Origin of the sequence: Streptomyces sp. NPDC085866 (assembly GCF_044541035.1) — a bacterium.
Classification (GTDB): domain Bacteria; phylum Actinomycetota; class Actinomycetes; order Streptomycetales; family Streptomycetaceae; genus Streptomyces.
Genome location: NZ_JBITSQ010000005.1, coordinates 82,502 through 105,260, shown reverse-complemented (window position 1 = coordinate 105,260; position 22,759 = coordinate 82,502). Strand labels below are relative to the sequence as shown.

Annotated in this window: 12 protein-coding genes; all 12 read right to left on the bottom strand. The window is 75.1% G+C overall.

Annotated features, from left to right (window positions below; translation table 11 throughout):
* Positions 1 to 8: 8 nt before the first annotated feature.
* Positions 9 to 1,397: an alkaline phosphatase family protein gene (locus ACIF83_RS13475; protein ID WP_399726468.1), complete on the bottom strand. Its 1,389-nt coding sequence runs from the start codon at positions 1,395 to 1,397 to the stop codon at positions 9 to 11.
* Positions 1,394 to 2,548 carry a metabolite traffic protein EboE gene (gene eboE / locus ACIF83_RS13470; RefSeq protein WP_399726465.1) on the bottom strand — a complete coding sequence of 385 codons (1,155 nt, stop codon included), beginning with the start codon at positions 2,546 to 2,548 and terminating at the stop codon, positions 1,394 to 1,396. Before eboE ends, ACIF83_RS13475 begins: the two co-directional genes overlap by 4 nt.
* A 9-nt stretch (positions 2,549 to 2,557) precedes the next feature.
* Complete coding sequence (locus ACIF83_RS13465; RefSeq protein ID WP_399726462.1) at positions 2,558 to 3,415, bottom strand: TatD family hydrolase; 858 nt, start codon at positions 3,413 to 3,415, stop codon at positions 2,558 to 2,560.
* Positions 3,416 to 3,461: 46 nt separating this feature from the next.
* On the bottom strand, positions 3,462 to 4,121 hold the full coding sequence (locus ACIF83_RS13460) for an EboA domain-containing protein (protein ID WP_399726459.1): 660 nt from the start codon (positions 4,119 to 4,121) through the stop codon (positions 3,462 to 3,464).
* A complete protein-coding gene (locus tag ACIF83_RS13455) occupies positions 4,118 to 5,014 on the bottom strand; it encodes a sugar phosphate isomerase/epimerase family protein (protein ID WP_398137688.1) in 897 nt (298 codons plus the stop codon). The genes ACIF83_RS13460 and ACIF83_RS13455 overlap by 4 nt, the downstream gene beginning before the upstream one ends.
* Positions 5,011 to 6,486: an SCO3242 family prenyltransferase gene (locus tag ACIF83_RS13450; protein ID WP_399727144.1), complete on the bottom strand. Its 1,476-nt coding sequence runs from the start codon at positions 6,484 to 6,486 to the stop codon at positions 5,011 to 5,013. The genes ACIF83_RS13455 and ACIF83_RS13450 overlap by 4 nt, the downstream gene beginning before the upstream one ends.
* Before the next feature lie 2 nt (positions 6,487 to 6,488).
* Entirely contained in the window at positions 6,489 to 7,688 is a 1,200-nt protein-coding gene (locus ACIF83_RS13445; protein ID WP_399726454.1) for an inositol-3-phosphate synthase, read from the bottom strand.
* A 42-nt stretch (positions 7,689 to 7,730) separates the two neighbouring features.
* On the bottom strand, positions 7,731 to 8,522 hold the full coding sequence (locus ACIF83_RS13440) for a Tat pathway signal sequence domain protein (protein WP_399726451.1): 792 nt from the start codon (positions 8,520 to 8,522) through the stop codon (positions 7,731 to 7,733).
* Between the two features lie 108 nt (positions 8,523 to 8,630).
* Entirely contained in the window at positions 8,631 to 9,887 is a 1,257-nt protein-coding gene (locus ACIF83_RS13435; protein ID WP_399726448.1) for an MFS transporter, read from the bottom strand.
* Between the two features lie 80 nt (positions 9,888 to 9,967).
* Positions 9,968 to 10,936 carry an ornithine carbamoyltransferase gene (locus ACIF83_RS13430; RefSeq protein WP_398137689.1) on the bottom strand — a complete coding sequence of 323 codons (969 nt, stop codon included), beginning with the start codon at positions 10,934 to 10,936 and terminating at the stop codon, positions 9,968 to 9,970.
* 5 nt (positions 10,937 to 10,941) lie between these two features.
* On the bottom strand, positions 10,942 to 17,691 hold the full coding sequence (locus ACIF83_RS13425; protein ID WP_399726445.1) for an amino acid adenylation domain-containing protein: 6,750 nt from the start codon (positions 17,689 to 17,691) through the stop codon (positions 10,942 to 10,944).
* A complete protein-coding gene (locus ACIF83_RS13420) occupies positions 17,688 to 22,712 on the bottom strand; it encodes an amino acid adenylation domain-containing protein (RefSeq protein ID WP_399726442.1) in 5,025 nt (1,674 codons plus the stop codon). The genes ACIF83_RS13425 and ACIF83_RS13420 overlap by 4 nt, the downstream gene beginning before the upstream one ends.
* Positions 22,713 to 22,759 lie beyond the last annotated feature (47 nt).

Below are 22,759 nucleotides of genomic sequence, written 5' to 3'. Positions count from 1 at the left end.
GGCCGGTCTCAGGCCAGTCCGTTGAGGCGCAGGAGCAGCTCCTTGACCTCGGTGGCGTGGTAGCGGTCCCGTTCCTGAGCCGGGTCCGAGCACAGCAGCAGCGGCCCGTCCCGGTCCTCCGACGGCAGCCGTCCATGGCTGCCCCTGACCAGGCCGGGGTCGAGCGGCACCACGGTCAGCGGTGCGCGCATCCCGGCCTTCTTGCGCAGCACGGTCCACGCCGCCTTGGCCTTCACCGCCGGGATCGACGGGTCGAAGAACAGCTCGGCGGGGTCGTAGCCCGGCTTGCGGTGGATCTCGACACCGCGCGCGAAGTCGGGTGCGCGGTCGTCGTCGAGCCAGTAGTAGTACGTGAACCAGGCGTCCGGTTCCGACACGAGGACCAGTTCGCCGGCGTGGGGATGGTCGATGCCGTACGCCGCCTGCTCGGTGCGGTCCCAGATCTCGTCGACGCCGTCCAGCGCCTTCAGGACGTCCCGCACCCGCGGGATGTCGACGGGGTCGGCGACGTACACGTGCGCGGCCTGGTGGTCGGCGACGGCGAACGCCCGGGAGGTGTACGGGTCGAGGTACTCCATGCCGCGCTGGGTGTACACCTCCAGCAGTCCGGCGCGGCGCAGCGCGCGGTTGACGTCGACGGGCCGGCTCACCGGTGTGATGCCGTACTCGCTGAGCGCCACCACCGTCGTGCCCCGCTCGCGCAGGTCCGCGAGCAGGGGCGCGAGCGCGGCGTCCGTCTCCCGCGCCGCGCGGACCGCCTGCGGGCTGTCGGGGCCGTAGCGCTGCAGGTCGTAGTCGAGGTGCGGCACGTAGACGAAGGTCAGGTCGGGGCGGCGGCGGTCGACGACGTAGCGGGCGGCGCCGGCGATCCACCGGGTCGAGGCGATCGACGCCGTCGGACCCCAGTACTGGAACAGCGGGAACTCGCCCTGTGCGGCGGTGAGTTCGTCGCGCAGTCCGGCGGGCACGGTGTAGCAGTCGGGGGACTTGCGGCCGTCGTGGTGGTAGACCGGGCGCGGGGTGAGGATCGTGTCCACGTCCGCGCCCATCGCCCACCACCAGCACAGGTAGGCGGTCGAGTGGTCCGGGTCGCGGCGGCGGGCCGCCTGCCACACCTTCTCGCCCCGCACCAGGGCGTTGTGCTGGCGCCACATCATGACCTCGCCGTGGTCGCGGTGGTACCAGCCGTTGGCCACGGCCCCGTGCTCGCGCGGCAGCAGCCCGGTGGTCAGGGTGGCCTGCACGGTGGCGGTGACGGCCGGGAACACCGTGTCCAGACGGGCGGTGAAGCCCTGCTCGCCGACCGCCTTCACGTGCGGCATGCGCTCCAGCAGCCGCGGGGTGAGGCCGACCATGCACAGCACGACCGTCGCCGCCGTCGTACGACCGCCGCTCATGACGTCTCCTGCTGCAGTCCGAGGGCCGTCAACTCGTCACGCAGCCAGGTGAGTTCCGCGGCCAGGCCGCGCGCGAGGGTCTCGTCGCCGTGGCCGGGGAGCACGGACCAGGTGTACGTCTCGATCTCGATGTGGTCGGTGCCCGCCCGCTCCCCCGCCAGCAGCGCCCGCAGGGTCTCGCGCAGCACGGGCCGGGTACTCGCCAGTGGCGCAAGCGGGTCCTCGTGCAGGGGCACGTGGTAGTGGATGCGCCAGGGCCGGCTGCCGGGCAGCGCGCCGGAGAGCGCGGGACCGAGGTCGTCGGTGCCCAGCAGCCGGCCGCCGGACGGTTCCCGGGTCTGGTGCAGGAAGCGGGGCTCGGCGAAGTCCGTGAGCAGCTCCCGTACGGCCGGGTCGGCGGGGTCGGCGACCTCCAGCGCGGTGGCCGCCTGGAGCTTGACGACCGGGATGCCCGCCTCGCGCAGCAGGGCCAGCGCCTCGGCCGGGTCCTCGTGGGCGACCGCCAGGTGGCAGGCGTCCAGGCACACGCCGATCCACTCGGAGTCGGTGCCGGCCAGCGCGTCGACGGCCTGCTCGGTGCGCTCGACGACGCAGCCGGGCTCCGGTTCGATACCGACCCGCACCGTACGGCCGGTGTCGGCGGCGATCTGCTTCAGCCCCTCGGCGAGCGCGTCCAGCTGGCGGGCGGCCATCGCGCGCTGGGCCGACGTCCACACGGTGCGCCAGGCCAGCGGCAGGGTGGAGATGGACCCGCGGGCCCCCTCCGGCAGCAGCCCGGCCAGCACCCGGGCGAGGTCCAGCGTGTACTCCAGGCGGGCCGGTTCCGACCAGTCCGGGTAGTACACGGCCCGTTTCACGACCCGGGCGTGGAAGCCGCGGTAGGGGAAGCCGTTGAGAGTGACCGTCTCCAGGCCGCGCGCGGTCAGCTCGCGGCGCAGCCGGGCCACGGCCGCCGGGTCGGCGGCGAGCCGGCCCGCGGTCTCGGCGGGCAGCCACAGGCCGACGCCGATCCGCTCGGCGCCGGCCGCGACCCGCACCGGCTCGGCGTAGGCGGCGAGCTGGCCGATGATGCCGTCGAGGGTCTCGGCGGGGTGCACATTGGTGCAGTACGCCAGATGGACGGTGCTGCCGTCGGGGTGTCGCACACGCATGACTGCTCCTCAGCTCCCGCCACGGGCGATGGAGTTGCCCGCGAACAGGCCCGCGGCCTGGGTGTCGTTGTAGCCGTCGAGGTCGAGCCGGCCGGACTGGCCGTAGAACGCGACCGGGTTGCGCCACAGCACACGGTCCACGTCGTCCTCGTCGAACCCGGCGGCGAGCATGGCCTCGGCGGTGGCCCGGGTCAGCAGCGGGTCGCTGTGGCCCCAGTCGGCGGCCGAGTTGACCAGCATGCGCTCGGTACCGTGGCGCTCGAGGACGGCGACCATGCGCTCGGGCGTCATCTTGGTGTCGGGGTAGATGGAGAAGCCCATCCAGCAGCCGGTGCCGGCCACCTCGTCGACGGTGACCTCGTTGAGGTGGTCCAGGACCACGTACGCCGGGTCGATGCCGGACTCGCGGATCACGTCCAGGGAGCGGAGGGTGCCGCCGGCCTTGTCGCGGTGCGGGGTGTGGACCAGGGCGGGCAGCCCGAACTCCACGGCGAGGGCGAGCTGCGTGGCGAAGGCGTTTTCCTCGGCCTCGGTGACGGTGTCGTAGCCGATCTCTCCGACCGCCACGACACCGTCCTTGGCGAGGTAGTGCGGCAGCTGGTCGAGGACGGGGGTGCAGCGCGGGTCGTTCGCCTCCTTGGGGTTGAGGCCGATGGTGCAGTGGTGGCGGATGCCGAACTGGGCGGCGCGGTACGGCTCCCAGCCGAGCAGGGAGTCGAAGTAGTCGGTGAAGCTGGCCGGGGAGGTGCGTGGCTGGCCGAGCCAGAACGCGGGCTCGACCAGGGCGCGGACGCCCGCGGCGTGCATCGCCTTGTAGTCGTCCGTCGTACGGGACGTCATGTGGATGTGTGGATCGAAGATGCGCATGGCCGGGGCTTTCCGCTCGGGAGTGGATTCCGGGTTGGGGGTCGGGTCAGTTGTCGGGGGTGGCGATGAGCCAGAGGTCGGCGGGCACGGTGCGGGAGGCCGCGCGGCGCTCGGCGGCGAAGCCCAGGGCCATGCGGGCGAGTTCGGCGTCCCGGCGTTCGCGCAGGCCGGCGACCGTGCGCAGGGGGATGCCGGTGAACAGGCACTTCAGGACGGCCTGGCGCCAGCGGTACTGGTCGAGGTGGGTACGGGCGTAGGGGCCGAGGGCGGCCGCGATGAGGCGGGTGTCGTTGGTGCGCAGGGCGTCGTCGGTGAGGGGCAGACCCGCGGCGCCGATCGGGAGGAACGGGAGGGCACGGAGCACTCCGCGCCGCTCGGCCGCGTCGCCGCCCCGGTAGCGGGCCGCGGCCTCCTGCGCCAGCTCCTCGCCGTTCAGCGGGAGCCTGGTGAGGAAGAGGGCGCGGATGCCGTCCTCCACGTGCCAGTCGGCCCAGCCCGGGAGGGGGCCGCGGCCGTAGTGGCGGCCGGCCGCGGGGAAGCGGGGGTTCAGGGCTGCGGGGCCCTGTTCCTCGACCGCCGCGATGTCCTCGGCGAGGCGTTGGCGCTGCGGCTCCGTCAGGACGGAGAGGAGGGACTCCTTCAGGGTGCGGGCGGTCAGGGCGTTGTGGATGGGCGCGGGAGCTTGGGCGAGGGTGGGGGCGGTCATGCGGCTACCTCCTTCGGGGTGCGTGCGGGTGCGGGTGCGTTGACCGTCGTGGCCGTGCGGTGCAGGAACTCGATGCTCCGGCGGGCCGTCGTCGCTGCGGCGTGGCTGTGGCGGGGCAGTTCCACCGAGACCAGGCCCGTGTAGTGGGCGGCGCGCAGGGCCTGGAGGATCGGCGGGAAGTCCATCTCCCCCTCGCCGAAGGGCAGGTGCTCGTGCACCCCGCGGCGCATGTCCTCGATCTGCACGTGGGCCAGCCGGTCCGCGGCCAGCTCCACGCAGCGCGCCTCGGACCACGGCTCCAGGCAACGGCAGTGCCCGATGTCCAGGGTGAGCCGGAACCGCTCGTGGCCGCCGAGGGCGCGCAGCAGGCGGCGGTAGCCGGCGAGGTCCTCGACGAGCATGCCGGGCTCCGGCTCGAAGGCCAGGTCGACACCGGCCCGCTCGGCCTCGGCGAGGGCCTGCGCACAGCCCTCCTCCAGCCGCCGCCAGGCCTGCTCCCGGCTGGTGCCGGGGTCGGGCGTGCCGCTCCAGAAGTGCACGGCCTCCGCCTCGAGTTCGGCCCCGATGCGGATGGCCCGGCGCAGCAGCTCCAGGCGCGCGGCGCGTCCTTCGGGTTCGGCGCTGACCAGGGTGGGGCGGTGCTTGCGCAGCGGGTCGAGCAGGTAGCGCGCGCCCGTTTCCACCACGACGGCGAGTCCGGCACGGCGCAGGTCCCTGCCGACGCGGCGGACCCGGGGTGCGAGGCCGGGGGCGTAGGGGTCGAGGTGCTGGTGGTCGAGGGTCAGGGCCACACCGTCGTAGCCGAGCCCGGCCAGGACGCAGAGGGCGTCGGAGAGCCGGTGGTCGGCGAAGCCGTTGGTGCCGTAACCGAAGCGGAGGCCTCCGGCGGTCATGTCGGGGACACCTTCCTGGCGAGTCGGACAGCCTGCGGGAGGCCGGCGGCGAGGACCACGGCGAGCCGGGGTGCCCCGGCCCGCGCGACGAGCGCCGCCTGCAGGGGCAGCAGCGCGTGGATCCCGGCGCCGACCGCGGCCCTGACGCGTGCGGGGTCCTGCGGGGTGCGCAGGGCGGCCCACTGGGAGCGGGCGCAGGTCGCGGCGTAGGCGGCGGAGGCGAGGAGGGGTACGGAGGTCTCGGGGGCCGACAGGGCGCGCAGCGAGGGGAGTCGGGCGAGGAGGGTGGTTCCGGTGACGATGTCCGCCACCGGCAGGGGGCCCTGCCGAAGCGTCGTCAGGCCTGCCGGGCCGTCCGGCAGCACCCGATGCGCCGCCAGGCGCCGAAGCAACGCCCCGGCCGCACCACGTGAGCCGAGCACCGCCCCGGCCGCACCGCTCGCGCCGGGCACCGCCCCGGCCGCACCGCTCGCGCCCAGCACCGTCGCTGTCGTGACCGCCAGTGACACCAGTGGCTCGTGGCCCGCCTCGCCGTCCACCTCGTGGCGGCTGAGACGTGTCACCGCCCAGGTGTGCAGGCCGACCGTGGTCGCGGCGCGCAGGGCCGGGGCGGCAGGGGCGGGGCCCGTGCCGTGCAGTACGTCGAGGAAGCGTGCCGCCGCCATGGCCAGGGGGCCGAGCGGGGTCCGCTTCAGGCCGAGGTCGTACGCCCAGACGGCGGCCGCGAGGGGCAGGGTGCGGCGTAGCAGGACCTGCCGCCCGCCGGCCAGCGCGCCCAGACCGAGGCCCGCAGCGGTGAGCCCCGCGGCGATGCCGAGCGCGGTCCCGGCGCCGATCCTGCCGGACGGCACGGGCCGCTCCGGGCGCTCCGTCGCGTCCTCCTCCCGGTCCGCCCAGTCGTTGAGTGCCATGCCGGCCCAGTACAGGCTGACGGAGGACGCGGCCAACAGCAGCGTCCGGCCGGCGGCGGGACGTCCCACGGCCAGCGCCCCGGCGAGCACGTCACCGGGCACGGTCAGCGCGGCGGGCGCCCGCACCAACTCGGCTACGTCCCTGCCGTGTTGCCGCAGGGCGACGGAGCGGGGGCGGTATCCGGTGTCGTACGGCCGGCTCCGGCGAGGAGCGGCCGCTGCGGCGGAGGCATCGACGCCGGCCCGGTCAGGGGCAGCGGCAGACGCACCGGCGCCGGAGACACCGGACTCCCCCGCTGCCTCCCCCCGGGCCGCACGAAACGCGCTTCCCGCCGCCCGCGCCGCCTCCCTGGCCGCACGGGCCAGGTCGGTGAGCGGGCCGCGGGGCCGGGGGGCCCGGGGTGAGGAGGCCGCCCAGGCCGCGGGCCGGGACGCCGCGGCGGCGGAGCCGGCCGGGCGCGCCGGGCGCGCCGCCGTCACCGTGCTCACCACGGCCCGGCCCAGGGCGGCCACGGTCACGGCGGTGACCGCAGCCCGCCCCAGACCGGACACCCGCATCATGCTCACCGTGCCCCCTCGGGCAACCGTGTGCGGTCGGCGGAACCGGCCCAGGTGACGAGGTCGCCGTACTGGAGGGTCAGGTTGTGCTCCGTCGAGGCCACCGGGTCCTTGAAGAAGAAGCCGAGCGCGGGCAGGGCGCCGCTCTCGCCGCGGCGGTGGGCCAGGGCCGCGAGGCGGACGAGGTCCAGGACCAGGGGCGCGGCGAGGGCCGAGTCGCAGCCCTGCCAGGTGAACTGCAGCGACATGCGGGCGCCGAGGAAGCCCTCGAAGGAGATGTGGTCCCAGGCGGTCTTCCACTCGCCCATCTCGGGCACGTTGTCGATGTGCACCTGGCCCTCGACCGCGTGCCCCACGGTCTCCTCCAGGGCCCGCTGCTTGGACTCGGTCTTGCTGCGCGCCGCCGCCGGGTCGGCGAGGGTCGCGCCGTCGCCGCCGCCGAGCAGGTTGGTGCCGGACCAGGAGCGCACGCGCAGCGCGCGCTGCGCGAACATCGGGGCGAGGGCGCTCTTGACCAGCGTCTCACCGGTCTTGCCGTCCCGTCCCGCGTGCGGCACCCCGCGCAGCCGGGCCAGCTCCTCCAGGGCGGGCAGCGCGGCTCCGGCGGACGGGGTGAAGTTGACGTAGGCGCAGCCGGCGTGGAAGGCGGCGTACGCGTACAGGGAACTGGGCGGCAGCAGGGTGGTGCTGGTGGCCAGCGCCTTGTCGAGGTCGGTCAGGTCGAGGAAGGCGGGGTCGGGGTCGGGCAGCGGCTCGGTGGAGGAGACGTTCACGACCACCACCTGCGCGAGGCCGTGGCGGGTGCGGAAGTCCGCGATGTCCGCGGCGAGCCGGCGGGCGGTCGTGTACTGGGGTTCGCCCTCCCGCGGGGAGCCGTCCCGGATCTCCCGGTCGGCCGCTTCCAGGGCGGGTCGTACGGCGGCGACGACGCGGGCGGGCAGCACGCCCGCGTCGGCCAGGAGGCCGGCCCTCGCCGACAGCGGCACGTCGACGATGTCGTGGCCGCCGAACACGAGGTCGGCGAGGGCCGGCAGGGATGCGCCACGGAAGACGGGGGACTCGGTGACGCATCCGGTCGGGGAGGCCAGATCAGCGGCGATCGCGGCTGTGCCGGCGACCACGGTGGTCGCGACCGAGCCACGGGCGCCGACCAGCCAGACGCCGACGCGGGGGGAGGTTCCGGGGGAGCGGTCAGTGTCCTGCATGGTGAGCTTGCCTCCTGCTGGTGGTGCCGTACGGAACGAGGGCTACTTGCCGAGGTCGGCCGGGAACGGGGAGACGTCGAAGGCCGCGTCCAGCTCGTCGCGGTCACGGCGCAGCCACTTGGCGGTGATGTGGCGCACGGTGTGCTTCGGCAGGTGTGGGTTGTCGGTGTGGTCGGTGATCGGCTGAGCCAGCGACTGCAGCTCCCAGGCGGCGCCCGCGAGCCGGTTGACGTGGGTCCACCAGCGGGGCTCGATGCCGAGCAGCACGAAGCCGGCGAGGAACGGGTGCCAGCGGTGGTAGGCGTGCGTGGGCTCCGGCGGCGTGTAGTTCATCATGTGGACCTTCTGACCGACCGGGCGGCGCGGGTCGAACAGCGTGCCCTGGCCGAACTCCTGGAAGGCGAAGACCAGTCCGCGCGGGTCACGGCCGTAGAACTGGTCGTAGACCGCGAGCTGGTTGCGCGAGAGGACCTCGAAGGCATCCTTGTTGGGCTGGATCAGCTCCAGGAAGCTGCGCGGGTAGCGGCCGCTCTTGCGGGTGGCGAGCCAGGCGTCGTACGTCTTGGTGAAACCGCCGAACGGGGTGGTGATGGCGGCGACGGCGTCCTTCATCTCCTGCGAGGGGGTGTAGTAGGACATTTCGTCGTACTGATACCAGAACTCGTTGGCCCAGCGGTCGCCGACCATGCCCGGCACGTCCGGCAGGGACGGGTGGCAGCGCTGGGGAGCGGCCGAGGCCGGCGCCGCGCCGATCAGCGTGGCGGCGGCGGCCGCGCCCGCCACGCCGAGGGCGGCCCGCAGCGCGCCCCTCCGGTCCAGGGTGTTGAGCGACATGGGTTCTCCTTACGAGGGGCGAAGCGTTTCGTCGGCGAGGGCCGAAGGTTTCCTTGGTACGACTTTCCAGGTCCGCCCTATCGGCGGCCTATACCGGGAATCCGCAGGTCAGGAAGGGCTTTCGGATTCGGGGTAGGGGGCCTTGCGCAGGCCCGGGGAGAGCAGGGCGCAGACGGCCGTGAGGGCCATGACGGCGCTGAGCGCCAGCACCGAGCGGACGGGTCCGGTGGCCTCCAGCAGGAAGCCGGCGGCGACCGGTCCTGCCGCCATGGCGCCCGAACCGACCAGGTTAGCGAGGGAGTTGGCGCGGCCGCGCATCCGGTCGGGGGCGGCCCGCACCAGCAGGACGCCGCCCGCCACGTTGAAGACACCGCCGACGTAGCCGCTGGCCGCGAACAGCGCGCCGAGCAGCACGGGCGTGTGCAGGGCGGCGGCGACCGGGGCCATGAGCGCGGTCCAGGCGAGCAGTCCACCGAGGACGAGGGTGCGCAGTCGCAGCCGGTGCTGCCACCAGCCGCCGGTGAGGGCGCCGACCAGTCCCCCGGCGCCGCTCAGCGAGAGCACCAGGCCCACCTCGAACTGGGTGCCGTGGTGGTCCTGGATGCCGGTCATCACGGCCAGGTTGAGGCCCTGGAAGAGGATGTTGGTGACGGCGACCGCGGTCATCACGGCGCGCAGGAAGGGCTGCCGCCACATCCACACCAGGCCCTCGCGGATCTCGGTGCCGATCCTTGCCGGCGGCGCGGCCCGCTGCTGCTGGAGCCGCCCACGAATGCCGAACAGGCAGAGCACCGAGGCGAGTTGGGCGACAGCGGCCGCCGCGTACGGCAGGGACGCACCGAGCCCGACCAGTCCGCTGCCCAGCGGCTGCCCGGCGATCGCGGCCCCGCGGGTGCGGGCCTCGTTGCCGGTCAGCGCGGCCGGCAGCTGTTCCGCCGGGACCACACTCGGTACGGCGGCCCGCTCGGCGAGCTGGTGCAGCACCCCGAGCGTCCCCTCGGCGAACGCGGCGACCAGCAGCGCCCACAGCCAGGTACGGCCGCTGAGCAGCAGCGCCATGACCAGTCCCGCGACCAGGGTCTGCCCGAGCCCGGCGGCCACCATGACCCGCCGCCGGTCCCAGCGGTCCACGAGCGCGCCGCCCGGCAGCTGCATCACCAGCTGCGGCAGCAGCAGGGCGGTGCCGACGAGTCCGGCGTCGCCCGGCGACCCGGTCGCCCACAGCACGGTCAACGGATAGGCCACGGCGGTGGCCCGCCCGGCCAGCAGCGAGAGCCCGGCGCCGCCCCACAGCAGCCGGAAGTCCCGGTTCTGCCGCAGGGGTTGAGGGACGGGTTCGGCGGACACCTGGTCGGTGACCGTCATGACGCTCTCCTCCCTTCCCTCCTCGGCCATCAGCCAGGGCACCTCCGCCGGATCAGCCGCCGCCCTGCGTGTCGTACCGCTCATCGGACGGCCAGCGGGACCGGCGCCGGTGCGTGGACGTGTTCCAGGACCGCCATGGCGCTGTGCATCTTGTTGGTGGCCTGGGCGAAGGCGATGCTCATCGGGCCGTCCAGGACCTCGGCGGTGACCTCCTCGCCGCGGTGCGCGGGCAGGTCGTGCATGAAGACGGCGCGCGGGCTGGTCCGCCACAGGTCCTGGGTGACCTGGAACGGGGCGAAGATCTCCCGCCAGTTCGCGTCCGGTTTGCTGGTGCCGGTGGTCTGCCAGCGGGTGGTGTAGACGACGTCGTACGCCCCCTCGAGCGCCGCCATGTCGTGCCGCTCGGTGATCCGTGCGCCGGTGCGGGCCGCGTTCACGCGGGCCCGCTCCAGGATCGAGGGGGTGAGGCCGTAGCCACGCGGGGTGCGCAGCTCGAAGTCGACGGCCGGGTACCGGGTGAGGGCGAGGGCGAGGGCGGCCGCGGTGTTGTTGCCCTCGCCGACGTACAGGACGCGCAGGCCCTCGATGCGACCGAAGTGCCGCAGCAGCGTGGTCAGGTCGGTGAGTGCCTGGGTGGGGTGCTCCTCGGCGCTCATGGCGTTGACGACGGCCATCCGGTGCTGGCTCGCCCAGCCGCGCAGCTCGGCCTCCGGTCCCGCGGTGCGGGCGACCAGCACGTCGAGCATGCCGGAGAGCACGCGGCCGGTGTCCTCGGTGCTCTCACCGGTGTTGAGCTGCAGGTCGCCGGGTCCGTAGGCGATGAGGGAGGCGCCGAGCCGCAGCGCGCCCGAGGAGAACGCGGTCCGGGTGCGGGTGGAGGTCTTGGCGAAGTAGACGCCGGCCACCAGCCCGGCCAGCGGCCGGACCGGGCCCGCGAGCCCGGCGGAGAACTCCGCGCCGCGCTCCACGACGTGGTGCAGCTCCGGGTCGGTGAGGTCGTCGATGGAGACGAGATGGCGCACGCGGCGCCCGTCCGTACGGACGTCCATGAGGATCAGCTCTCCCTGTTCGAGTCGTTGGCGCGCTCGTCCAGCGCGGCGGCCAACCGGGCGATGGTGTGGTGGCGCAGTGCCGTGGGCAGATCCAGCGCGAGTCCCGCCCGCCGCGCCGCCACCAGCAGCGGCGGCACGAGCAGCGAGTCCCCGCCCAGGTCGCGGAAGTCGTCCTGGATGCCGACCTGTTCGAGGCCGAGCACCTCGGCCCACACCGCGGCGAGCCGGTGCTCGGTCGGGGTGCGCGGCGGGGCGTAGGGGTGGACGGCGGCCGCGGTGGCCGCGCGTTCGGCCAGGGCGTCGCGGTCGCGCTTGCCGTGCGTGGTGAGCGGGAGTGTGTCGACGACCGTGACGGTGGCCGGGACCAGCGCCGCGGGCAGGACCGTGCGCAGCCGGTCGCGCAGCGCGGCCACCTCCACCGTGTGCCCGTCCGCCGGCACCACCCAGGCGGCGAGGCGTCGGCCGCCGTCGGCCGCCGGTACCGCGCTGACGAGTGCGTCCCGGACGGCAGGGTCGGCGGTCAGCGCTGCCTCCGCCTCGCCCGGCTCGACCCGGTGGCCGCGGATCTTGACCTGCTGGTCGGCCCGCCCGGCGAACTCCAGGCTGCCGTCGGCGAGCCGGCGGGCCAGGTCGCCGGTGCGGTACAGGCGGGTGCCAGGCAGGCCGTAGGGGTCGGGCACGAAGGCGAGGGCGGTGAGTCCGGGGCGGCCGGTGTAGCCGCGGGCGAGCCCGTCGCCGCCGAGCCAGACCTCGCCGGTGACGCCGTCGGGCACGGGCCTGAGGCCGGCGTCGAGGACGCGGACCAGGACGCCGGGCAGCGCCGAGCCGAGCGGTACGAGCGTGCGCCCGGACCGGGCCCGTACCCGGGTGAACGTCGCGGCGACGGTGGCCTCGGTGGGCCCGTACTCGGCGGCCAGCTCCATGCCGTGCATGTCGTTTGGCCTCCGGGGCGCTCCAGCCGGTGTCGGCCCACCGGCGGTCCGGATCCGCGCGGCCACCCGGTCGGCCTGGGCCGTCGGGTAGGCGTCGCCCGCGCACACCGCGAGCGCGGCCAGTCCGGCCAGCTCACGGTCGTCCAACTGGTGCTCCAGCAGGGCCAGATGGCCGGGGGTCAGGCCGACGAAGGAGTACGGTGCCCGGCTCAGCAGCAGCGGCCCGAAGTCGGCCGTCTCGTACAGCTGCGGCAGCACGTGCACCGGCTGCCCGGTCATCAGCGGCGCGTACAGCGCGGGCATCCCGAGGTCGAAGCCGACCGGGGTGAACCAGGGTGCTCCCCCGCTGCCGGCGGCCGTGTACTCGCACACGGCCCAGTCGAGGTAGTGGGCGAGCGCCCGGTGGGACACCTCGACGCCCTTGGGGGTGCCGGTGGAGCCGGAGGTGTGCAGGACGTAGGCGAGCCGGTCCGGGTCGTGCCGCAGGCCGAGCGGCGAGCCGTCGCCCTCGTACGCCGCATCCTCGGCGAGCACCAGCTCACAGGCGGGCAGCCGGTCCGCGTACGACGCCTGGGTGACGGCGAGTTCGATCCGGGCCGTGGCGATGCGCGCCGCGGGAGTGCACGGGTCGACCGGCACCTGGACGGCTCCCGCCTTCCACACCCCGAGGAGCGCTGCGACCAGGTCGGGACCGCGGTCCAGGAGCACCGCGACGCGGGTCTCCGCGCGGGCACCGAGGGCGCGCAGCCGGCGGGCGACGCGGTTGGCGCGGGCGTCGAGGTCGCCGTAGGAGACCGTGAACCCGGTGCCGTGCAGGGCGGTCGCCCAGGGGGTGCGGGCGGCCTGCGCCTCGAAGGCGGCCAGGGTGTCCGCGGGGGTGTCGGGGTGGGGCAGCGCGGGCGCCTTGAGGCGGGCACGTTCGTGTGCGTCCGGGAAGGCGCCGGTGCTGTCGCCGTCGGCGCCCGCGCGGGCCATCTCGGTGAGCACGGCCTGGTACAGCCGGAGCAGCCGGTCGGCGGCCGCGCGGGAGAGGGTGCGGGTGCGGGAGGCGAGGGACAGGTGGCCGCGCACCGGAGTGCCGACGACGACGGGGAACTCGTTGGGGCTGTCGTCACGGCTGGCCATGATGTCGATCAGCTCGGTGTCGACCTGGTGGAAGTCCAGGTAGTGGAAGAGCACGTCGATCAGGTGCCGTTCGCCGCCGGGCACCCGCATCGCCGGCATCGGGAACCGCCGGTGCGGCCACAGCGCCACCTCGTGCGCGAACACCTGCCGGGCCAGTTCGCCCCAGCTGCGGGCGCCCCGCTCGTACGGGAAGGGCACCGAGTTGAGGTACATGCCGGAGACCGTCTCGGCACCGGCCTGTTCGGGCCGGGCGTCGGCGACCATGCCGCCGCGGAACGCCCGGGCGGGCGTGAGCAGCGACAGCACCTTGCTGTGCGCGGCGTGCAGCACGCTCTTGTACGGCACCTCGGCCGCGCTCGCCAGCGCCCTGAGGCCCGGCTCCAGTTCGTCGAGCGAGAGGTCGAGGCGGTAGCGCTCGTCGGGGCCCTCGGGGTCGCCGGCCCAGCCCGCGGGCACGGTGAACTTCTCGTACCCCTCGACGATCCCGCGCCAGTACTCCTGGTCGGAGGGGTCGGACAGGGAGTGCAGCTCGGCGGCGATGAAGTCGGCGTAGCGGACGGCGGGCCTCGGCGGTGCCGGGGCGGGTTCGCGGCCCTGGCGCAGGTCGTTGTAGGCGCGCAGAAGCTCCATCAGCTGGGAGTGATAGCTCCAGCCCTCGATGACGGGGTGGCACTCGGTGATGGACAGCCACCAGCTCTCGTCGTCCAGCAGGTGCACCGCCATCCGCATCAGCGGCGCCCGGGTCAGGTCGAACAGCTCGGCCCGGTCCCGGTCGGCGAACTCCCAGAGCGCGGCCTGCCGTTGCTGCTCGGGCAGGTGCCGCAGGTCCTCGTGGACGACGGGCATGGTCGCGGCGGCGTGCACCAGCTGGAGGGGCTCGGAGTAGCCGGACAGGGCGAAGGAGGTGCGCATCACCTCGTGCCGCTCGGTGATCAGGTCGGTGGCGCGGCGGAAGGCGTCCGGGTCGAAGGGCAGGTCGTCGCGGATCCGGAAGGAGGTGATGTTGTGGTAGCGGTTCTCGCCGCTGCCGCCGTGCATCTCGATCAGCATCCCGGCCTGGATGCGGGAGATCGGATAGGCGTCGGTGACGTCGGCCGGCAGCGCGGCCAGGTCAGCGGCGTCGATCATGGCGAACGGCTCGACGGGCACGAAGCCGCCGGGGCCGGCGGAGCCGTCGCGGGGCACCGCGGCGCGCAGCCGGGCCACGGTGCGGTGCTCGAAGACGTCCCGCACGCTGGTCTCCCAGCCGGCCGCCCGGAGCGCCCCGACCAGGGCGACCGCGCGCAGCGAGTCCCCGCCGAGGTCGAAGAAGTTGTCGTGCACCCCGACCGTGTCGAGGCCGAGCACCTCGGCCCAGACGGCGGCCATCGCCCGCTCGTCGGCGTCGCGGGCCTCGACGTGTTCGCCGACGGCGGTCGCGGCCCGGCCCGGGGCCGGCAGGGCGCGCCGGTCGAGCTTGCCGTTGCCGGTCAGCGGCAGCGCGTCCAGCCGCAGGTAGGCGGTGGGCACCATGTACGGCGGCAGGGTCTCGCCGAGCCGCTCGCGCAGCGCGGCCGGGGCGAGCGCCTCCTCGTCCGCGTCCTCGGCGGACACCAGGTAGGCGACGAGCTGCTGGTCGCCCGGGGTGTCCTCGCGAACCAGGGCGACGGCCTCGGCGACGGCGGGGTGGGCGGTGAGGGCGGTCTCGATCTCGCCGAGTTCGATGCGGTAGCCGCGCAGCTTGACCTGGTGGTCGACGCGGGCGAGGAAGTCGAGGTTGCCGTCGGGCAGCACCCGGGCCACGTCTCCGGTGCGGTAGAGGCGGGCGCCGGGCGGGCCGTAGGGGTCGGGCAGGAAGCGCTCGGCGGTGAGGCCGGGGCGGCCCGCGTAGCCGCGGGCGAGCCCGACGCCGCCGATCCACACCTCGCCGGGCACGCCGACGGGCAGCGGGCGCAGCCGCTCGTCGAGGACGTACATGGTGGTGTGCGGGATGGCGCGCCCGATGGAGACCAGTTCGGTGGCCACGGGTCCGTCGAGGAAGTACGCCGAGTTGCCGACGGTGATCTCGGTGGGCCCGTACTCGGCGGCGAGCCGGGTGCCGTGCGGTCCGGCCGCCTGCGCCCACCGCTCGGCGAGCCGCGCGGTGAAGGAGTCGCCGGCCGCGATGACGAGACCGGCCAGCGCCTCGATCTGCTCGTCGGCCAACTGCTGGGTGAGCAGGTGCAGATGGCCCGGGGTGAGCTTGATGAAGGCGTACGGGCCGCCCGCCGCGAGGGCGGCGCCGAGGTCGGCGGTGTCGAGGTCCTGCGGCAGCAGGTGCACGGCCTGCCCGGTCATCAGCGGCGCGTACAGGTCGGGCACGCCGAGGTCGAAGGCGACCGAGGAGAACAGCGGTGCTCCCCCGGTGCCGGCGCCCGCGTAGGCCTGCACGGTCCAGCCCAGGTAGTTGGCGAGCCCGCGGTGGGTGATCTGGACGCCCTTGGGCTTGCCGGTGGAGCCGGAGGTGTAGATGACGTAGGCGAGCCGGTCGAGGTCGAGGGAGGCGGGGAGTTCGGCGTCGGCGGTCTCGATCGCGGCCCGCTCGGCGGGGTCGTCGACGACGATCCGGCGCACGCCCTGGAAGCGTTCGGCGTGCCGGGACTCGGTGACCACGAGCGTGGTGGCGGTCTGGTCGAGCATGTAGGCGATGCGGTGGTCCGGGTAGGCCGGGTCGATCGGCACATAGGCCGCTCCGGCCCGCCAGATGCCGAGGAGCACGGCGACCAGGTCGGGGCCGCGGTCGAGCAGGACACCGACGGTGGTCTCTGGACCGGCGCCGAGCGCGGCCAGGTGGCGGGCGAACCGGTCGACGCGGGCGTCGAGTTCGGCGTAGCCGACGGCGATGTCCGCGTACCGGATCGCCACGGCGTCCGGGGTGGCCGCCATCTGGTCGCCGATGGTCTCGATCACGGAGCGCAGGCCGGTGAGGTCGAGGGGCCGGCCGGTGCCGACGGGCTCGGCCGGGCCGTTGAGGAGCAGGGCGCGCTCGGTGGCGGAGAGGAAGTCCAGGTCGGCCACCGGGGTGTCGGGCGCCTCGGCGATCGCGGCGAGCAGCGCACCGTAGTGGGCGGTGATGCGCTCGGCGGTGGCGGTGTCGAAGAGGGCGGTGGCGTACTCCAGGCTGCCGTGCAGCGAGCCGTCGGCGCGCTCGGCCAGGTGCAGGGTGAGGTCGAAGCGGGCGATCCGGCCGGAGGCCGGGACCGGAGCCGTGACCACGCCGGGCAGGTCGGGACCGCCGGCGCCCTCCCCGCCGACCAGGTCGAACATCACCTGGAAGACGGGAGTGGTGGACAGGTCCCGGTCGGGCTCCAGCGCGTCGGCGATCCGGTCGAACGGGGTGTCCTGGTGGTCGAAGGCGTCCAGGACGGCACCCCGGCCGGCGGCGAGGAAGTCCCGGAACGGCACCTCGGGACGCCAGCGCGCCCGCAGAGCCAGGGTGTTGTAGGCGTATCCGGCCATCCGCCGCAGCTCGGGCCGGGTGCGGGCGCTGGCCGCGCTGCCGACGCACACATCGGTCTTCCCGGCGTACCGGCCGAGGAGCAGCTGCCAGGCGCCGAGCAGGGCCATGAAGGGGGTCGCGCCGGTCTCCCGGGCCAGGGCCCGTACCCGGTCGGCGACGGCGGCGTCGACGTCGAAGCCGACGGCGGCGCCGTCCCCGTCCCGTACGGCGGGCCGGGGCCGGTCCGTGGGCAGCCCGAGCGGTCCGGTGCCGGCCAGCCGCTCCCGCCACCAGTCCAGGCCCCACTCGGCGGCGGCCCCGGAGTGCCGTCCGGCCAGCCAGGCCGCGTAGTCGGCGTACTGCACGGGCGGCGCGGGCAGCTCGGCGCCGGGGTCACGCCCCGCCACGGCGGCCGCGTACAGCGCCGACAGGTCCTCCAGGAGCAGCGGACGGGTCATCGCGTCACAGGCGATGTGGTGGACGACCGCGACCAGCACGTGGTCGTCTTCGGCCAGCCGCAGCAGCCGTACCCGCAGGGGGTGTTCGGTGGCGAGGTCGATGGGCCGCGCCGCCTCGGCCTCGGTGAAGGCGACGGCTGCGGCATCGCGATCGGCGAACCTGCCGTCGGCGAGGCCCTCGGCCTCCGGCCCCGCACCGGTGCTCCTGGAGAGGTCTGAGGGCCCTGCGGCCTCCACCTGCGCGTGGGCGACGGCCGTCGCATCGCGGCCCGCGGACCCGCCCTCGGCGAAGCCCGGGGCACCCGGTCCCGCACCGGTGCTCCTGGCGAGGTCGGCGGCACCGGCAGCCCCGGCGTCCCGCCCCGCCCCCGCCTCACCGGCGACGGGCGCGGCGCCTCGGTCCCCCGCCTCCACCAGGGCGAAGTCGGCCTCCCCCGCCGGGTCGATCACCTGGCAGGGCTCCGTGCCGTCGAGGGCGTAGCGGGTGCGGAGGATCTCGTGGCGGGCGGCAAGGGCGTCGACGGCGCGGCGCAGGGCGTCCGCGTCGAGGGTGCCGCGCAGCCGGTACGCCATGGGGAGCAAGTACTCCGGGCTGTCCGGGTCGAGCTGGTGCAGGAACCACAGCTGGCGCTGGCCCGCGGACAGGGCGAGCGGGCGGGTGCGGTCGGCGGGCGGGATCGCGGCCTGCTGGGGCCGGGTGGTGCCCTTGCGGGCGGCGAGCCGGCGCCGCAGCAGTTCGGCCCGCAGCTCTTCCTGGGTGGGCGCGGTGGGTGCGGTCACGGCTGGAACTCCCGGTGGGCGTGGGCCAGTTCGGCCTCGGTGAGGGATTCGATCTCGGCGCGTACGGCTTCTTCGACGGCGGTGGCGAGGCCTTGCACGGTGGGCCGTTCGAACACGGCCCGCAGGGGCAGCTCCACGTCGAACTCCTCCTGGATGCGGGCGATGACCCGGGCCGCCTTCACGGAGTTGCCGCCGATCCGGAAGAAGCCCTGGCGGGCGCCGACCCGGCGGGTGGAGCCGGGCCCGTACAGCTCCTCGGCCCAGATCTCGGCGAGCGCCTCCTCCACCGGGCCCTCGGGCGGGCTGTACGGCTCGTCGGCGAGGGCCGCGGCCAGGTCCGGCACGGGCAGCGCGGCGGTGTCGACCTTGTTGTGGCGGGTGAGGGGCAGCCGCTCCATGCGGACCAGCAGCGCGGGCAGCATGTAGTCGGGCAGCCGCAGCGCGCAGTGGTCGAGCAACTCGCTCTCGGCGGGCGCCTCGGTGCCGGGCGCGGGCGTGAAGTAGCCGACCAGCGCGGCCTCGGACCCACCCGTGTGGACGGTGACGAAGGCCTGCGCGACCGCCGGGTGCTCGGCGAGCACCGCCTGCACCTCGCCGGTCTCCACCCGCCGGCCGCGAATCTTGACCTGGCCGTCGGCGCGGCCGGTGAACTCCAGCGTGCCGTCGGGCCGCATCCGCGCCCGGTCGCCGGTGCGGTAGAGGCGCGCGCCGGGGGCGCCGTACGGGTCGGGCACGAACGCGGCCGCGGTCAGTGCGGGCCGGGCGTGGTAGCCGAGGGCCAGTCCGGCGCCGCCGACGCACAGTTCGCCGGTGACGCCGTACGGCACGGGCCGCAGGTCCGCGTCGAGGACGTGGGCGGTGACATGCGGGTAGGGGTGGCCGACGGGGACCGCGGTGGCGGTGTCGTCGGCGTCCCAGCGGGTCGCGGCGATGGTGGTCTCGGTGAGCCCGTACTCGTTGATGAACCGCATCAGGCGGCGGGACAGCTCGCGGGCGAGCACGGGCGGGCAGGGCTCGCCGCCGGTCTGGCCCACGACCGCGCGGTGGCCGAGGCCCGCGTCGATCAGCATCTGCCAGTGCGGCGGGGCCACCTGGAGGTGGCTGACCTCGTGCCGGTCCATGAGCCGCAGCTGGGATGCGTGGTCCTGCTGCTCCCGCTCCCGGGCCAGGACGACCCGGCCGCCGGCGACCAGCGGCATGAACAGCTCGGTGCAGGAGATGTCGAAGGTCACCTGGGCGAGCGCCAGCCAGGCGTCGTCCGGCCCCTGCCCGAAGTCGAGGTGGGCCTGGGAGGCACGCAGCATGGCGAGCAGCGAGCGGTGGGCGACGGCGACGCCCTTGGGGCGGCCGGTGGAGCCCGAGGTGTACATGATGTAGGCGAGGCGGTCGGGGTCCTCGTACGCCTCCGGCACGACGGCCACGGCGGCATCGGCGAAGCCCGCGTCCACGGCGAGTACGGCCACCTCGTGGCGCCCCGCCAGCCGCTCCGCGCCCGCGCCGTCGGTGACGAGCACCTGTGCGCCGGAGTCGGCGAGGACATGGAGGGTGCGCTCGTCGGGGGCGGCCGGGTCAAGCGGGACGTAGGCGGCGCCCGTCTTCCAGGCGCCCAGGAACGCGGCAACCAGGTCCGGGCTGCGGCCCAGCATGACGGCGACGACCGTGTCGGGTCCGGCGCCAAGACCCCGCAGCCGCGCAGCGAACTCCCCTGCACGGCGCTCCAGTCGCGCGTACGTCCAGCTCTCGTCGCCGCACACCACCGCGGTGTCCTGCGGCGCCCGGCGGGCCGAGGCGGCGATCGCCGCGTGCACGGTGGTGCCGGTGGCGGTGTCGGCGCCCGGTTCGGGCCTGCCGCGGCCGCTCGCGAGCAGTTCGGCGCGCAGCGGCGCCGGCAGGATGTCGGCCTCGCGCAGGCGGCGCGCCGGGTCGTCCGTGACGGACTCCAGCAGCCGGACCCAGCAGTCGGTGAAGCGCTCGACCGTGGCCGCGTCGAACAGCGAGGTGGCGTACTCGGCGAGGCCGAGCAGCGAGCCGTCGGCCTGGCGCTGGAGCACCAGGGTGAGGTCGGTGCGGGCGGTGCTCCAGGCGCCGCGGAAGGCGTCCGCGTCGGCGGCGCCGACCGCGGTGCCGGTGCGGCCCTCCTCGTGCAGGTCGAACATCACCTGGTAGAGCGGGGTGCGGGCCGGGTCGCGGGTGTCGTCGAGTTCCTCCACGAGCCGGTCGAAGGGCAGTTCCGAGTGGGCGAAGGCCTCCCGGGCGGTGTCGCGCACCCCCACCAGCGCGTCCCGGAACGGTGTGTCGGCGCCCGCGTCGCAGCGCAGCACCAGCGTGTTGAGGAAGTAGCCGGCCACGTCGGCGACCTCGGGTCCGGTCCGGCCGGCGACGGGCACCCCGACCGGGATGTCCCAGCTGCCGGTGTACCGGGCGACCAGCGCGGCGAAGGCGGTGAGCAGCGTCTGCTGCAGGGTGGCCCCGCAGCTGCGGCCGAGGGCGGCGGCCCGCTCGGCGAGCGGGGCGGGCACGGTGAACACATGGGCTCGGCCGGCCGCGTCCCGGGTGGCCGGGCGGGGTCGGTCGGTGGGCAGCTCGACCGGCGGGATGCCGTCCAACCGGCCCTTCCAGTACTCCAGTTCGGTGGCGACGAAGTCCTCGGTGAGGCGGCGGCGCCGGTGCACGGCATGGTCGGCGTACTGCACGGGCAGCTCGGGCAGCCGGGCGTCGGTGCCGGTGTGGGCGGCCTCGGCGAGCGCTCTGAGGTCGCGTTCCAGCACGACGGAGGACCAGCCGTCGCAGGCGATGTGGTGGATGCTCAGGACGACGGCGAGGGTGCCGCGCCCGCGCACCGCGAGGGCCCGGCGCACCGGCCCGCGGGCGAGGTCGAAGGGGAGCGTGAACTCCTCGGCGACCAGAGCGTTCAGTTCCTCGGGGGTGTCGGCGCGGGCGGTGCGCAGCTCCCATTCGGCGGGCAGGTCGGCGATCTGCACCGGCTCGGCGCCGCGCAGGGCGTACCGGGTGCGCAGGATCTCGTGCCGCTCGGCGAGGGCGGTCAGCGCCCGGGCCAGGGTGATGTCGTCGTAGACGGCGGGCAGGGTGAGGAAGACGGGCGCGTTCCACTCGGCGCTGCCCGGGCGGAGCCGGTCCAGCAGCCACATGCCCTGCTGGCCCGGGGAGAGCGGCAGCCCCTGCGGGTCGCGCGGCACGGGTCCCACGGGCTCGTCGGCGGCCGGCGCCGCGCCCGCGGAACGGGCGGTGAGCAGGTCGGCCTGCTGCTCCACGGTGGTCGCGGTGAGCAGCGCCGTCGCCGGGATGGTGCGGCCCGCGGCCTGGGAGAGTCCGGCGGCGAGCTTGTTCAGCATCAGCGAGGAGCCGCCGAGCTGGAAGAAGTCGTGCAGCGCGCCGATCTCGTCTGCCGGGGTGCCGATCAGCCGTGCCCACTCCTCGGCCACCGCCCGCTCGGCGGGGTTGCGCACCGGCACGTGCGCGGTGTCGGCGGGTGTGTCGGCGGGGTCGGGCAGCGCGGACCGGTCGATCTTGCCGTTGGGGGTGAGCGGGAACTCGGTGACCGGGACGTAGGCGGTCGGCACCAGCGGGTCGGGCAGCGAGCCGCGCAGGAAGGCGCGCAGCTCCTGCGGGCGCAGTGCCTCACCGCGGGACTGCACCCAGGCGACGAGCCGGTGGCCGCCGGTGCCGTCCGGTACGGCGGCGGCGACGGCGGCCCGCACCCAGGGGTGGGCGGCGAGCGCGGCCTCGACCTCGCCGGGCTCGATGCGCACGCCGTTGACCTTGACCTGGTGGTCGAGGCGCCCGAGGTACTCCAGCGTGCCGTCGGCCAGCCAGCGCACCCGGTCGCCGGTGCGGTAGAGACGCTCACCGGGGCGGTGCGGGTCGGGCACGAAGCGTTCGGCGCTCTGGCCGGGGCGGCCGAGGTAGCCGAGGGCGAGGCCGACGCCGCCGGCGTGCAGCTCGCCGGGGACGCCGACCGGGACGGGGCGGCCGGCCGGGTCGAGCACGACCACCCGCATGTTGCCGATGGGCCGCCCGATCGGCACCGCGCCGGTGTCCTGGGCCGGGTCCCAGCGGTGCTCGGTGATGTCGACGGACGCCTCGGTGGGTCCGTAGGTGTTCCAGATCTCGGCGCCGGGGGCTCGCTCGGCGATCGCCCGGCACAGCTCGGCGTGCAGCGGCTCGCCGGCGCTGAACAGCAGGCGCAGGCTGCCGGCCCGCTCCCAGCCCGGCTCCTCGACGAGCCGCCGGTACAGGGACGGCACCCCCTGCAGGATCGTTACACCCCTGTCGGCCACCGTCCGCAGCAGCGCCGCCGGGTCCCGCTCGGCGCCCTCGGGGGCGAGCACGACCGCACCACCGGAGACCAGCGGGGTGAACAGTTCGAGGCCGGCCGCGTCGAAGCCGATCGTGGTCTTCAGCAGCATGCGGTCGCCGGCGCCCAGCCGGTGGCGGTGGGCCAGCCAGCGCACCCGGTTGGCGATGCCGCCGTGCGGCACCAGGACGCCCTTGGGGCGGCCGGTGGAACCGGAGGTGTGCAGCACGTAGGCGGGCCGGTCGCCGTCGGCGGCGAACTCCACGCTCTCGTACGGCCCTTCGCGGTCCACGGACTCCACGGCGATCCGGTGCCGGGCGGAGGCGGGCAGCCGGTCCTCGGTGGCACGCTCGGTGAGCACGACCGGGTGGGCGGTGTCCTCCAGCACGGCCTCCAGCCGGGCCGCCGGGTGCTGCGGGTCCAGCGGCACGTACGCGCCGCCCGCCTGCCACACCCCGAGCAGCGCGGCGAGCAGCTCCGGGCCGCGCCGCAGGCACACGCCGACGAAGTCGCCGGGCCGCACCCCGGCCGCCCGTAGCCGGGCGGCGACGCGCCCGGCCAGCTCGGCCAGTTCGGCGTAACGGACGGCGTTTCCATCGGCGCGCAGAACGGCGGGCGCATCCGGCGTGCGCGCGGCCTGGGCCGCGAACAGTGCGGGGAGCAGCAGACGGCCGGGGACGCGTCCCGACTTCGCAGGCTCGTTCACGATCTCTCCTCCATCGGGATCTTCGGGGTCGGCATCGGAAGGGGCTC

Excerpts from the sequence above, each read along its gene's own strand:
- ACIF83_RS13455 (WP_398137688.1), bottom strand. The coding sequence starts at position 5,014 with ATGACCGCCGGAGGCCTCCGCTTCGGTTACGGCACCAACGGCTTCGCC.
- eboE (WP_399726465.1), bottom strand. The coding sequence starts at position 2,548 with ATGCGTGTGCGACACCCCGACGGCAGCACCGTCCATCTGGCGTACTGC.
- ACIF83_RS13435 (WP_399726448.1), bottom strand. The coding sequence starts at position 9,887 with ATGACGGTCACCGACCAGGTGTCCGCCGAACCCGTCCCTCAACCCCTG.
- ACIF83_RS13440 (WP_399726451.1), bottom strand. The coding sequence starts at position 8,522 with ATGTCGCTCAACACCCTGGACCGGAGGGGCGCGCTGCGGGCCGCCCTC.
- ACIF83_RS13465 (WP_399726462.1), bottom strand. The coding sequence starts at position 3,415 with ATGCGCATCTTCGATCCACACATCCACATGACGTCCCGTACGACGGAC.
- ACIF83_RS13460 (WP_399726459.1), bottom strand. The coding sequence starts at position 4,121 with ATGACCGCCCCCACCCTCGCCCAAGCTCCCGCGCCCATCCACAACGCC.
- ACIF83_RS13475 (WP_399726468.1), bottom strand. The coding sequence starts at position 1,397 with ATGAGCGGCGGTCGTACGACGGCGGCGACGGTCGTGCTGTGCATGGTC.
- ACIF83_RS13450 (WP_399727144.1), bottom strand. The coding sequence starts at position 6,486 with ATGATGCGGGTGTCCGGTCTGGGGCGGGCTGCGGTCACCGCCGTGACC.
- ACIF83_RS13430 (WP_398137689.1), bottom strand. The coding sequence starts at position 10,936 with ATGGACGTCCGTACGGACGGGCGCCGCGTGCGCCATCTCGTCTCCATC.
- ACIF83_RS13445 (WP_399726454.1), bottom strand. The coding sequence starts at position 7,688 with ATGCAGGACACTGACCGCTCCCCCGGAACCTCCCCCCGCGTCGGCGTC.